Source organism: Cupriavidus sp. FW305-26, assembly GCF_058787975.1.
The window spans coordinates 1-12659 of the sequence record NZ_JBYTAH010000035.1; the positions used below are offsets into that span (position 1 = coordinate 1).

Sequence of the window (12659 nt, forward strand, 5' to 3'; positions counted from 1 at the left end):
GGGTAGGTGCGTGATCCCGCCGGGCAACGGCCGGCATTGCGCCGGCCGGAACTTCAGGTCAGATCACGCCTTGCGCCAGCATGGCGTCGGCCACCTTGACGAAGCCGGCGATGTTCGCGCCTTCCACGTAGTTGATATAGCCATCCGCCTTCTGCCCGTGGTGGATGCAGTTCTGGTGGATGTCCTTCATGATCGCGTGCAGCTTCTCGTCGACCTCGGCATGGTGCCAGGACAGGCGCATGGCGTTCTGCGACATTTCCAGGCCGGAAGTGGCAACGCCGCCGGCATTGCTGGCCTTGCCCGGGGCGTAGAGGATCTTCGCATCGACAAAGCGGTCCACGGCTTCCAGCGTCGACGGCATGTTGGCGCCTTCGGCCACGCAGATCACGCCATTGCCGAGCAGGGTCTCGGCGTCGTTGCCGTCCAGCTCGTTCTGGGTGGCGCACGGCAGCGCCACGTCGGCGGGCACGTGCCACGGGGTGCGGCCGGCTTCGAAGGCCATGCCGTGGCGGGCGGCAAAGTCAGACAGGCGGCCGCGCTCTTCATTCTTGAAGGCCATCACTTCGGCCAGCTGTTCGGTAGTCATGCCCTGCGGGTAGTGCAGCACGCCGCCTGAATCGGACAGCGTCAGCACCGTGGCGCCCAGCTCGATCGCCTTCTCGGCCGCGTACTGGGCCACGTTGCCCGAGCCCGAGATCAGCACGCGCATGCCGTCGAAAGCGCGCCCGCGCCGGTGCAGCATCTCCTGCGCAAAGTAGACCGTGCCGTAGCCGGTCGCTTCCGGGCGCATCAGGCTGCCGCCGTAGGCCAGGCCCTTGCCGGTGAAGACGCAGGCGGACTGGTTGGAAAGCTTCTTCATCATGCCGGCCATAAAGCCGACTTCACGTGCGCCCACGCCGATGTCGCCGGCCGGGATGTCGGTATCCGGGCCCAGGTGGCGGAACAGCTCGGTCACCAGCGCCTGGCAGAAACGCATCACTTCGCCATCGGACTTGCCCTTGGGATCAAAGTCCGAGCCGCCCTTGCCGCCGCCCATGGGCAGCGTGGTCAGCGCGTTCTTGAAGGTCTGCTCGAAGCCCAGGAACTTTAGCACCGACAGGTTCACAGTCGGGTGGAAGCGCATGCCGCCCTTGAACGGGCCGATGGCCGAGCTGTGCTGCACGCGGAAGGCGCGGTTGACCTGCACACGGTTCTGGTCGTCGGTCCAGGCCACACGGAACTGGATCACGCGCTCGGGCTCCACCAGCCGCTCGAGCAGGGCCTGGTCGGCGTAGCGCGGATTGCGCTCGACAAAGGGCCAGAGCGTCATCATCACTTCCTTCACGGCCTGGAGGAATTCAGGTTGATTGGGGTCGCGGCGGGCAACCCCCGCCAGGAATGCGTCAAGGGAGGGAGAATTCACGGATGTCTCTTGCTGTGCTGGAGTGGCTGGATCCGGCAGCCTTGCCGGCTTGGTGCCGGTCTGTGGTGCCGTCTGGCGTTGCGCCGATGGAAGGTGGGTGGCCTCCGGTTGTCCGCACATTCACGGTGGGGCCGTGCCTGTCGGACAATGCAGCACTTTAGCACCAGCGTGGGGCACACGATAGTCAAAACACCTGTGACAGCGGCGTGAAAGCCGCATTTTAGTGCATCAGGCGGGGATTTCCGTGCGATCAGCGGACAGCGCTGCCTTTGGGAATCCGACTGGGGCGGACGCTCTGGGCCTTCAGGCGATGAGCAGCTTGGCGCCCCGCTCCTTGAGCGCCGCGGCCAGTTCCGGCTCCGGCGCCATGTCCGTAATCAGCCAGGCAGCCAGGTCGAAATGCTTGATGGTCACGCCGGTATTGCGGCCGAACTTGGTATGGTCAGCCACCACGCAGGCCACGTCGGCGGCCAGCAGCATGCGGCTGCGCAGTTCCGCCGCGGCGCGGGAGAAGTCGCAGATCTCGCCGCGCGGCGTGACGCCGCCGATGCCGACAAAGGCAAAGTCGGTGTGGTAGCGCGACAGCTGTTCGATGGTGTCCCAGCCGTGCGTGGCGTCTTCGTTGTCCTGCAGCTCCCCGCCCAGCACGATCACCCGGTTGCCGTTGCGCCGGCCCAGCAGCTGGGCGATGGCAAGGTCGTTGGTGTAGACCAGCAGGTTGTGGTGGCCATGCAGCGCCTGCGCCACCGCGTGGGTGGTGGTGCCGTAGTCCAGGATCAGCGAGGCGCCGTCGCGCACCAGCTCGGCGGCGCGCACGCCGATCGCGCGCTTGCCTTCGGCATTGACCGCGGCGCGGGTCTGGGTATCGGGCTCGGTGCGGTCAGAAGCCAGCGCGCCGCCGTGGGTCAGCACCAGCAGGCCACGGGCGGCCAGCGCGTTGAGGTCGCGCCGGACGGTCTCGCGCGAGACGTCGAGCTCGGTCACCAGTTCGCTGATAGCCAGCGCGCCGGTGGCGGAGAGCTGGTCGAGGATGTATTTCTGCCGTTGTTCGGCGAGCACGGTGACTCCGGAAGCGTCAGGGACTGGGGGCTGATTCTAGCGCAGCGGGTGCTGCGGTGTGCCAAGGACCATGCCCTCTCCCGCTTGCGGGAGAGGGGCCAAACCAGCGACAGATTCATTTCCCCCGGTGCTTCACGCCCACGGCAACGTCACCGTCTTCAGGTTGGTAAAGCTCTTGGCCGCCTCCTGCACGCCTTCCTTATAGCCCAGCCCCGAATCCTTGATGCCCCCAAACGGCGTCAGTTCGATGCGGTAGCCCGGCACTTCCCAAAGATTGACCGTGCCCACATGCAGCGAGTTGGCGATTTTGGTGAAGGCCTCGATATTGTTGGTGCACACGCCGGAAGACAACCCGAACGCGGTCCCGTTGGAAATCCGGATGGCGTCATCGACATCGCGGAAGGTAATGATCGGCGACACCGGCCCGAACGTCTCCTCGCGCACCACCGTCATCGACGGGTCCACGCGGTCGATCACGGTCGGCGAATAGCTGGCACCGTTGCGGTGGTTGCCCACCAGCAGGCGCGCGCCGTGCGCTACCGCTTCATTGACGCGCGCCTCGAACAGCATCGCGGCCTGCTCGTCGATCACCGTGCCCATGTCCACGCCGCGATCCATCGGGTCGCCGTATTTCCAAGCGCGCGTCTTCTCGACCACCAGTTCGGTAAAGCGCGCGGCGACGGCCTCATGCACCAGCATGCGCTTGACCGCGGTGCAGCGCTGGCCCGAGTTCTTGTAGGAGCCCTGCACCGCCAGGTCCGAAGCGCGGTCCAGGTCGGCATCGTCCAGCACGATCAGCGGGTCGTTGCCGCCCAGCTCCAGCACTACGCGCTTGTAGCCGGCCTTGCTGGCAATGTACTTGCCGATCGCCACGCCGCCGGTAAAGGTCACCAGATCGACGGCGGGGTGCGTGATCAGCTCGTCGGCGATCTCGCGCGGGTCGCCGGTGATCACCTGCAGCATCTGCGGCGGCAGGCCGGCTTCATACAGCAGGTCGGCCAGGTAGAACGCCGACAACGGCACCTTCTCCGACGGCTTGAGCACCATGCGGTTGTTGGTGGCGATCGACGGCGCCACCTTGTGCGCCACCTGGTTCATCGGGTGGTTGAACGGCGTGATGGCGCAGATCACGCCCAGCAGCGGCTCGCGCTGGGTCATCACGCGGCGCTTCTTGCCGTGCGGGGTCAGGTCGCACGAGAACAGCTGGCCATCGTCGCGCAGCGCCTCGGTGGCGGCAAAGCCAAGCACGTCGGCGACGCGGCCGATCTCATACAGCGAATCCTTCTTGGACAGGCCGGATTCCAGCGTGATCAGGTCCGACGCTTCTTCAGTGCGCTCGCGCAGCAGCGCGGCGGCGCGGTTCAGGATGGCGGCGCGCTCATAGCGCGTCAGCGTGGAGCGGTAGGCCTGGCCCACTTCGAAGGCACGGCGCACATCGTCAAGCGTGGCCTTGGGCACGGTGCCGACCAGAGTGCCGTCATACGGGTTGCGCACTTCGATCATGCGCTCGCGCACGATCTTCTGGCCGTCGATGCGCAGGGCCTCGGCGCGGAAATGGGGGCTGACGGCGCCAGCGGGGAATTGGGGGGCGTTCATAAATCTCCTCCGGTCAACACGGTTCGGTACGGCTCGATGCACTCAGTGCAGATGGTTCAGCGCGACATCGAAAATGTCGAAGTTGCGCAGCAGGGCCTTGCCGGGGATACCGGCCGTGGCGCGGTTGAATACCAGCGGCACGGTCTGCTCCGACACGCCACCGTGCGAGCGCAGCGGCGCGTCCAGCCCGGACAGGTCGTGGCGGCTGTGGCTGGTGCCCAGCACCACATGCTTGTCGCTGGTCACCACCAGGTCGCCGACGCGGTCGGGCGGCAGTTCAAAGCGCGCGCAGGCCTCGGCATTGGTCAGCACGCTTTCCACGCCCTGCAGGTCGGACAGCCGGGCCTTGATCGCGGCCGGGTCCGCATCGTCGGGCAGATAAATGGTGGCGTAGGACCCGAGCGCACCGTGGTGGACCACGTAGGGATCGGTGATCGGCAGGATCACGCGCGCGCCGCCGTCTTCCACGCCGCGGCCCAGCCATGCGTCCAGGTGGTCCTGCAGGTAGATCACGTTGGGCGCCTTGGTGGCGTCGTCGTGCTTGGCGTTCATGCCGTGGTCGGCGGTCAGCGCGACCACGCAGCCCAGTTCGTCCAGCCGCGCCAGGTACTTGTCCATCATGGCGTAAAAAGCGTTGGCGCCGTCCGAGCCGGGTGCGAACTTGTGCTGGATATAGTCGGTGGTGGACAGGTACATCAGGTCCGGGCGGCGCGTTTCCATCAGGCGCACGCCGGCGGCGAAGACGAACTCCGACAACTCCGCGCTGTACACGTCTGGAACCGGCATGCCGACCAGTTCGACCACGCCGTCGATGCCGTTCTCTTCCACCGTGGCCTGGTCGGCCTTCTCCGACGAGAAGCAGATGCCCTGCATGCCGTGGCCCAGCAGGCGGCGCAGCTTGTCCTTGGCGGTCACCACGGCGACGCTGGCCCCGGCATCGGCAAACGCGGCCAGGATGGTGCCGGCGCGCAGGTACTTGGGGTCGTTCATCATCACTTCCTCGCCGCGCCCGCCGTTGGCGCTGCGGTCAAAGAAGTAGTTGCCGCAGATGCCGTGCACCGCCGGCGGCGCGCCGCAGACGATGGACAGGTTGTTGGGGTTGGTGAAGGTGGGCACCACGCAGGCGCCGCGGAAGGCGGAGCCGGCTTCCAGCAGCCGCTTCAGGTAGGGCGCGCGGCCGCTGGCGGCGGCGGCTTCCAGGTAGTCGAACTCGCAGCCGTCGACGCAGACCACCACGACGGGCTGCTGCATCCAGCGGTAGGTGCGCTGGTTGACGGTAATGGTGCGGGCATTGGTGTCAGGCATGTTGGGGTTCCTGTGCTTGGGCGCGATCGGGGTCGGTACTTTCCATGGATACGGTCGGATTCAGGCAGCGGCGCCCTTGTCGGCGCTGGCCGGGTCCACCGCGGCATGCATGCGGGCGCGGCCACGCTCCACGTGCTCGCGCATCAGGCGCGCGGCCAGTTCGCCGTCGCGCGCGGCAATCGCCGAGACGATGGCGCGGTGCTCGCGGGTGGAGTCGGGCATGGCGGCGTGGCTGCCGGACAGCGCTTCGCGCCGGAACAGCGTCAGTTCCTTGACCAGGCGCCGGTAGGTATCCAGCAGCTTGCGGTTGCCGGCCAGTTCGACCATGCGGTCGTGGAACTCCAGGTTCAGCCGCGTGTATTCATCGACATCGCGCGCCTGGCTGGCGACGCCCAGCGATTCCACCAGCGCGCGCAGTTCGCGCAGGCCCTCGGGCGTGATGCGGGCGGCCAGCTGGCGGCCGATGAACTCATCCAGCACGGCGCGCAGCTCATAGATCTCATCGGCTTCTTCCACCGAGATGGCGCGCACGAACACGCCGCGGTTCTTCTCGGTGCGCAGCAGGCCGGCCTGCTCCAGCGCCCGGAAGGCTTCCCGCACCGGTCCGCGCGACACATTGAGCTGCCCTGCCACCTCGATCTCATTGAGCTTGGCGCCGGGGGGCAGGTCGCCCGACATGATCCGCAGTTCCAGTTCGCGCTGCACCAGGGTGGCCAGGGACTGGCTCTGCAGGATGGTGATTTCGCTCGCCAGCGGTGCTTGGCGTGACATGAAAACTCCCGTTTGTGAGGGATTGCGCAATATCGAAAATCCTTATTGCCATTAAAGCAAGCGGTTTGTATATTGTCAACAATCAAGACATCGATGTGGCGCGGATGGTGACGCACGGAGCGCGAAAACCCAGGCATATGTCTTGCAAGTGTTGTAGTACAAGGGTTTCACGGTGATTCAATGTTGTGCAGCACGCCCTATGGCAATGCAACATATTCACCAAATTGACACATATCTCCACCTACAATGCCAGAAGGAGTCCCCATGCAACCGTCCTTCACTTCCACCCTGCGCACCGCCGCCGCCCTGCTTGCGCTAGCCGCCTCCGGCACGGCGCTGGCCCAGAAGACCACCCTCACCGTCTACACGGCGTGGGAGATCGAGACCCTCAAGCCGTACGCCGAGGGCTTTGCCAAGGTGGCGCCCGATATCGAACTGAAGTACGTGCGCGACTCCACCGGCGTCATCACCGCCAAGGCGCTCGCCGAAAAAGGCAACCCGCAGGCCGACGTGATCGCCGGGCTGGCTGCGTCGAGCCTGGAACTGCTCAAGCAGGAAGGGATGCTGGCGCCCTACTCGCCCAAGGGCTTCGAGAAACTGACGCGCGACTACAGCGACAAGGCCACGCCGCCGTCCTGGGTGGGGCTGGACGTCTGGGGCGCCACCATCTGCTTCAACACCATCGAAGCCAAGAAGCGCAACCTGCCGCGCCCCGAGACCTGGAAGGACCTGGCCAAGCCCGTCTACAAGGGCACCATCGTGATGCCCAACCCGGCCTCTTCCGGCACCGGCTTCCTGGACGTGACCGCGTGGCTGCAGCTCTATGGCGAACAGGATGGCTGGAAGTACATGGATGCACTGCACGAGAACATCGCCCAGTACACCCATTCGGGCTCCAAGCCATGCAAGCAGGCCGGCTCTGGTGAGTTCCCGATCGGCATCTCGTTCGAGCTGCGCGCGCACAAGACGCTGGCCTCGGGCGCGCCGATCGAGATGATCTTCCCCAAGGAAGGCCTGGGCTACGACATCGAGGCTGCCGGCATCGTCAAGGGCACCAAGAAAATGGAGGCCGCGCAGCGCTACATGGACTGGCTGGCCAGCAAGGAGGCCAACCAGCTGTTTGCCAAGGACTGGGCCATCGTCGCCTATCCGGGCGTGGCGAGGAAGATCGAGACCATCCCGGCCAACTACGAGCAGATGCTGGTCAAGAACGATTTCAGCCATATCGCCAAGAACCGTGAGCGCGTGCTGGCCGAGTGGCAGAAGCGCTATGCCAGCAAGTCGGAGAAGCAGCCCTGAGCGCCTGAGCGCCGTCCTGTACCGGCGCCCTCGCCCCCTGGGGCAGAGGACGCCGGGTCCCCCAACAGAACTCACCGGGCCCCACGCCATGCAGACCTCCCCATCCACGGCCGAGACCTACCTCAGCCTGAAAGGCATCCACAAGCGCTTCGGCGGCAGCAGCGGCGCCTTCGTCGCACTCCACAATATCGACCTGGACGTGCGCCAGGGCGAGCTGCTGTGCTTCCTGGGCCCGTCGGGCTGCGGCAAGACCACGCTGCTGCGCATCATCGCCGGGCTGGAATCGCAGAGCGCCGGCACCATCCGCCAGGGCGGGCGCGACATCTCCACGCTGCCGCCGATGGAGCGCGACTACGGCATCGTGTTCCAGTCCTATGCGCTGTTCCCCAACCTGACGGTGGCGGACAACGTGGCCTACGGCCTGGTCAACCGCCGCATGCCGCGTGACCAGCGCCGCGCCCGCGTGGATGAGCTGCTGACGCTGGTAGGGCTGCCCGAGCGCGGCAACCAGTACCCGGCGCAGCTGTCCGGCGGCCAGCAGCAGCGCGTGGCAATTGCGCGCGCGCTGGCCACCTCGCCCGGCCTGCTGTTGCTGGATGAGCCGCTGTCCGCGCTCGATGCCCGCGTGCGGGTGCGGCTGCGCAGCGAGATCCGCGCGCTGCAGCAGCGGCTGAACATCACCACCATCCTGGTCACGCACGACCAGGAAGAGGCATTGTCGATGGCCGACCGCATCGTGGTGATGAACCAGGGCGCGATCGAGCAGGTGGGCACGCCGGCGCAGATCTACCAGCGCCCGGCCACGCCGTTCGCCGCGGACTTCGTCGGCAAGACCAATATGCTGGGCGCGCGCGTCTGCGGCGACGGCGAGCTGCACCTGGGCGGCGTGCGCATGCGCTGCGCCGCGCCCCCGGGCTGTTGCGCCGACGAGGACGTGCAGGTGTTCTTCCGCCCCGAAGACGTATGCGTGCGCGGCATCGAACAGCATGGCCCCAACGTGCTGGAGGCCACCGTGGACAAGATCGAGTTCCTCGGCGCGTTCTCGCGGCTGACGCTGCGCCTGCCTGACGCAGCGTCCGGCGCCCTGTACGCGGACCTCTCCCTCAATGACCTGCACGAGCTGCGCCCGAACACCGGCGACCTGCTGCGCCTGGCCATTCCCGCTGACCGTATCCGCATTTTCCGCCACGCATGCGCATGAGCCTCACTGCGGCGCCGGCCAATACGTCTGCCACCATGCCGGCCACCGATACCATCCCCGCTCCCGCCACCAGCGGGCCGGCCGGGCCTGCCAACCCTGGCGCGCAACCCGCGCCGCCGGCCGTGGTCGCAACCGCCGTGCGCGCGCACTGGACCGACCGCCTCGCCCACGTGCTGCTGGCGCTGGCCGCGCTGGCGCTCGCCTGCTTCGTGCTGGCGCCGATCGTGATGATCCTGGCCAAGAGCGTGCAGAACCGCGACGGCAGCCTGGCCGGCATCGCGCACTTCCGCGCGTATTTCGAGTCGCCCGCGCTGCTGCGCTCGGTGTGGAACAGCCTGTGGGTCTCTGCCCTGGCCACCTGCATCACCCTGCCGCTGGCATTCAGCTTTGCCTATGCGCTGACGCGCAGCCGCATCGCCTGCAAGGGCCTGCTGCGCAACCTGGCGCTGATCCCGCTGCTGGCGCCATCGCTGCTGGCGGCGATCTCCTTCATCTTCTGGTTCGGCAACCAGGGGCTGTTCAAGCCGTGGATGGGCAGCACCCAGATCTACGGGCCGCTGGGCATCGTGGCCTCGCTGGTGTTCGCCACCTTCCCGCATGCGCTGATGATCCTGATCACCGCGCTGTCGCTGACCGACGCGCGGCTGTACGAGGCGGCCGATGCGCTGGGCACCTCGACCGTGCGCAAGTTCTTCACCATCACCGTGCCGGGCGCGCGCTACGGCCTGGTCAGCGCGGCCATGGTGGTGTTCACCTATGCGATCTCGGACTTCGGCATCCCCAAGGTGATCGGCGGCAATTTCCATATGCTGGCCACCGACATCTACAAGCTGGTGATCGGCATGCAGGACTTCTCGCAGGGCGCGGTGGTGTCGCTGATGCTGCTGGTGCCGGTGGCCGTCACCTACTGTGTCGATGCGCGCGTGCAGCGCCGCCAGATGGCGCTGATGTCGGCACGCTCGGTGCCCTACGTGCCGCGCCGCAGCCGCCGCTTCGACCTGGCCATGGCGATGCTCTGCTGGCTGATGGCGGCGTTGATGCTGGCGGTGATGGGCATGGCGATCTACGCGTCCTTCGTCAAGCTGTGGCCGTACAACTTCTCGCTGTCGCTGAACCACTACCGGGTGGGGCTGGTCGAGGGCGGCGTGGTCGATTCCTACCTGAACAGCCTGCGCATGGCGGGACTGGCCGCGGTGATCGGGCCGGTGTTCATCTTCGCCACCGCCTACCTGCTGGAGAAGACCCGCGGCATGGACTGGCTGCGCAGCTTCGTGCGGCTGATGGCGGTGCTGCCGATGGGCGTGCCCGGGCTGGTGCTGGGCCTGGGCTACATCTTCTTCTTCGTGCCGCAGGCCAACCCGATGCACGGGCTGTACCAGACGCTGGGGATCCTGGTGCTGGTGACCATCGTCCACTATTACGCGTCCTGCCACCTGACGGCGGTCACCGCGCTCAAGCAGCTCGACAGCGAGTTCGAGGCCGTGTCCGCCTCGCTCAAGGTGCCGTTCTACAAGACCTTCTTCAAAGTCACGGTGCCGGCCTGCCTGCCGGCCATCCTGGAGATCTCGCGCTACCTGTTCATCAATGCGATGACTACGGTCTCCGCAGTGGTGTTCCTGTACGGCGCCGACACCAAGCTGGCCTCGGTCGAGATCGTCAACCTGGATGAATCCGGCGACATCGGCCCCGCGGCGGCAATGGCGACGCTGGTGGTGCTGACCTCGGCCTTCGCCTGCCTGCTCTATTACCTGCTGCAACGCGTGCTCGATTGCAAGACCCAGGCCTGGCGCCAGGGCAACGACTGACCTTTCCCCTGTTTCCACTCCTTCCCAATCAGGAGCTCATCATGATTCGCGGCAACGACCCGATCCTTCTGACCCCCGGTCCCCTGACCACCTCGCTCGCCACCAAGCAGGCCATGCTGCGCGACTGGGGCTCGTGGGACGCCGCCTTCAACGCCATCACGCGCAGCCTGTGCGACGACCTGGTGCGCATCGTCCACGGCGAAGGCACCCATGTGTGCGTGCCGATGCAGGGCAGCGGCACGTTCTCGGTGGAGGCCGCCATCGCCAACGTGGTGCCGCGCGACGGCAAGGTGCTGGTGCCGCAGAACGGCGCCTATTGCCAGCGCATCCTCAAGATCTGCAAGGTGCTTGGCCGCGCCAGCGTGGAACTGCCGATCCCCGAAGACCAGCCCGCCACCGCCGCGCTGATAGAAGAGGCCATCCGGCGCGACCCGTCGATCACGCACGTGGCGCAGGTGCACTGCGAGACCGGCGCCGGCGTGCTCAACCCGCTGCAGGAAATCGCCGCGCTGTGCCAGCGGCTGGGCAAGGGGCTGATCGTCGACGCGATGAGCTCGTTCGGCGCGATCGAGATCGACGCCCGCACCATGCCGTTCGACGCGCTGGTGGCCGCCACCGGCAAGTGCATCGAGGGCGTGCCGGGCATGGGCTTCGTGCTGGTGAAGAAAGACGTGCTGGAAGCCAGCCAGGGCAACAGCCACTCGCTGGCGCTGGATCTGTACGACCAGTACGTCTACATGCAGAAGACCACGCAGTGGCGCTTCACGCCGCCCACGCACGTCGTGGCGGCGTTCCGCACCGCGCTCGACCAGTTCCTGGAAGAAGGCGGCCAGCCGGTGCGCGGCGCGCGCTACCGCAGGAACTGCGACACGCTGGTGCAGGGCATGGCCGCACTCGGCTTCCGCGCCTTCCTGCCGGCGGCGGTGCAGGCGCCGATCATCGTCACCTTCCATGCGCCGGCCGACGCGCGCTATGACTTCAAGACCTTCTACGCCAGGGTGCGCGAGCGCGGCTACATCCTGTATCCGGGCAAGCTGACGCAGATGGAGACCTTCCGCGTCGGGTGCATTGGTGCGATCGATGACAACGAGATGCGCAATGTGGTGACGGCGATTGGCGAGGTGCTGCGCGAGATGGGGATCAAGATGCAGGCGCCGCTGGCAGAAGCGGCTTGACTCCTTGAGCATCTTCACCTCACTCGCCTAGCAGCAGGCTCCCCTCTCCCGCGAGCGGGAGAGGGGAGCAAACCATCGGTTCGCAAACTCAACCCTTCATGCCCCTCCCCCAAGACTTTCACGGCCTCGCCTTTGCCGCCGTGATGCTGTCCGCGCTGATGCACGCGTCGTGGAACGCCATCGTCAAGATCGGCGGCGACCGCTTGTCGTCGATGGCGCTGATCGACACCTTCTGCCTGCTGGTGGCCTTGCCCTTCCTGTTCCTGGTGCCCCTGCCCGCGCCGCAGGTGTGGCCCTTCCTGCTGGCCACAGTGGCGCTGGAAGTCGGCTACAAGCTGTCGCTGGTGGCTGCCTACAACCGTGGTGACTTCAGCCAGGCCTATCCGCTGATGCGCGGCTCGGCGCCGATGATGGTGGCGATCCTGCTGCTGCTGGCCGGCAGCGAACGGCTGGGGCCAGGCGGCTATGCCGGCATCGCGCTGATCTGCTGCGGGCTGGTCAGCCTGGTGCGCTGGCGCCGGCAATCGCCCGACCTGCTCGGCTTTGCGCTGCTGGCCGGGGCCTGCCTGGCGGCCGGCACCGTGATCGACGGCACCGCGGTCAAGCGCTACGGCGAGGTCTTCACCTACATCGTCTGGCTGCAGGCGATGTCGCACATCTTCATGCCGACCTACGCCTTCAGCCGGCGCGGCAACGCGCTGGTCACGCTGATGCGCACGGAATGGAAGCGCGCGTGGATCGGCGGCATCAACCGGGTGGGCTCGTATGCGCTGATGCTGTGGGCGATGACCATGGCGCCCGTGACCAAGCTGGCGGCGCTGCGTGAATCGAGCGTGATCTTTGCCGCGCTGCTGGGCCACTTCCTGCTGCGCGAGCCCTTCGACCGGCGGCGGCTGATTGCGACCGCGCTGGTCCTGGCGGGGATCCTGACACTGCAACTGGCGCGCTGATCCGTCGATGCATGTTGCATTTTGTGTTGTTTGTTGGCGTTTTTTTGCATAACATGGCAGGCAACGCCAAACCCTTTCCTGCCGAGGTTTTCCCGC

Annotated in this window: 10 protein-coding genes; 5 read left to right on the forward strand and 5 right to left on the reverse strand. The window is 66.5% G+C overall.

From position 1 onward, the window contains the following. Nucleotides 1–58: 58 nt before the first annotated feature. From gdhA to AC3WQZ_RS19155, 5 genes are all read right to left on the reverse strand, one after another. Nucleotides 59–1402 (reverse strand): NADP-specific glutamate dehydrogenase, encoded by a 1344-nt coding sequence (gene gdhA, locus AC3WQZ_RS19135; RefSeq protein WP_492301070.1) that lies wholly within the window; start codon nt 1400–1402, stop codon nt 59–61. Between the two features lie 303 nt (nt 1403–1705). Next, a complete protein-coding gene (locus tag AC3WQZ_RS19140; protein ID WP_010812812.1) occupies nt 1706–2461 on the reverse strand; it encodes a DeoR/GlpR family DNA-binding transcription regulator in 756 nt (251 codons plus the stop codon). Between the two features lie 132 nt (nt 2462–2593). Continuing rightward, on the reverse strand, nt 2594–4057 hold the full coding sequence (gene phnY, locus AC3WQZ_RS19145) for a phosphonoacetaldehyde dehydrogenase (protein WP_010812811.1): 1464 nt from the start codon (nt 4055–4057) through the stop codon (nt 2594–2596). Nucleotides 4058–4099: 42 nt separating this feature from the next. Beyond that, nucleotides 4100–5362 (reverse strand): phosphonoacetate hydrolase, encoded by a 1263-nt coding sequence (gene phnA / locus AC3WQZ_RS19150; protein ID WP_011617554.1) that lies wholly within the window; start codon nt 5360–5362, stop codon nt 4100–4102. A gap of 60 nt (nt 5363–5422) precedes the next feature. Then, the gene (locus AC3WQZ_RS19155) at nt 5423–6133 is read right to left on the reverse strand and encodes a phosphonate utilization associated transcriptional regulator (RefSeq protein WP_010812809.1); all 711 of its coding nucleotides are present in this window, start codon (nt 6131–6133) and stop codon (nt 5423–5425) included. 264 nt (nt 6134–6397) lie between these two features. Between AC3WQZ_RS19155 and AC3WQZ_RS19160 the strand changes: the two genes are divergently transcribed. The 5 genes from AC3WQZ_RS19160 to AC3WQZ_RS19180 all read left to right on the forward strand — a co-directional run bounded on the left by AC3WQZ_RS19160 (nt 6398) and on the right by AC3WQZ_RS19180 (nt 12563). Then, nucleotides 6398–7432, forward strand: coding sequence for a putative 2-aminoethylphosphonate ABC transporter substrate-binding protein (locus AC3WQZ_RS19160; RefSeq protein ID WP_010812808.1), 1035 nt, complete (start codon nt 6398–6400; stop codon nt 7430–7432). 88 nt (nt 7433–7520) lie between these two features. Continuing rightward, complete coding sequence (locus tag AC3WQZ_RS19165; RefSeq protein WP_010812807.1) at nt 7521–8633, forward strand: putative 2-aminoethylphosphonate ABC transporter ATP-binding protein; 1113 nt, start codon at nt 7521–7523, stop codon at nt 8631–8633. Beyond that, on the forward strand, nt 8624–10438 hold the full coding sequence (locus AC3WQZ_RS19170) for a putative 2-aminoethylphosphonate ABC transporter permease subunit (RefSeq protein WP_058696530.1): 1815 nt from the start codon (nt 8624–8626) through the stop codon (nt 10436–10438). Before AC3WQZ_RS19165 ends, AC3WQZ_RS19170 begins: the two co-directional genes overlap by 10 nt. A gap of 41 nt (nt 10439–10479) precedes the next feature. Continuing rightward, a complete protein-coding gene (locus tag AC3WQZ_RS19175; protein ID WP_439669253.1) occupies nt 10480–11613 on the forward strand; it encodes a 2-aminoethylphosphonate--pyruvate transaminase in 1134 nt (377 codons plus the stop codon). A 98-nt stretch (nt 11614–11711) separates the two neighbouring features. Further along, nucleotides 11712–12563 carry an EamA family transporter gene (locus tag AC3WQZ_RS19180; RefSeq protein ID WP_010812804.1) on the forward strand — a complete coding sequence of 284 codons (852 nt, stop codon included), beginning with the start codon at nt 11712–11714 and terminating at the stop codon, nt 12561–12563. Nucleotides 12564–12659 lie beyond the last annotated feature (96 nt).

What these genes read in the sequence shown, in the direction of transcription:
- AC3WQZ_RS19175 (WP_439669253.1), top strand. Translation starts at nt 10,480, where the DNA reads ATGATTCGCGGCAACGACCCGATCCTTCTGACCCCCGGTCCCCTGACC.
- AC3WQZ_RS19165 (WP_010812807.1), top strand. Translation starts at nt 7,521, where the DNA reads ATGCAGACCTCCCCATCCACGGCCGAGACCTACCTCAGCCTGAAAGGC.
- phnA (WP_011617554.1), bottom strand. Translation starts at nt 5,362, where the DNA reads ATGCCTGACACCAATGCCCGCACCATTACCGTCAACCAGCGCACCTAC.
- phnY (WP_010812811.1), bottom strand. Translation starts at nt 4,057, where the DNA reads ATGAACGCCCCCCAATTCCCCGCTGGCGCCGTCAGCCCCCATTTCCGC.
- AC3WQZ_RS19155 (WP_010812809.1), bottom strand. Translation starts at nt 6,133, where the DNA reads ATGTCACGCCAAGCACCGCTGGCGAGCGAAATCACCATCCTGCAGAGC.
- AC3WQZ_RS19160 (WP_010812808.1), top strand. Translation starts at nt 6,398, where the DNA reads ATGCAACCGTCCTTCACTTCCACCCTGCGCACCGCCGCCGCCCTGCTT.
- AC3WQZ_RS19170 (WP_058696530.1), top strand. Translation starts at nt 8,624, where the DNA reads ATGCGCATGAGCCTCACTGCGGCGCCGGCCAATACGTCTGCCACCATG.
- AC3WQZ_RS19180 (WP_010812804.1), top strand. Translation starts at nt 11,712, where the DNA reads ATGCCCCTCCCCCAAGACTTTCACGGCCTCGCCTTTGCCGCCGTGATG.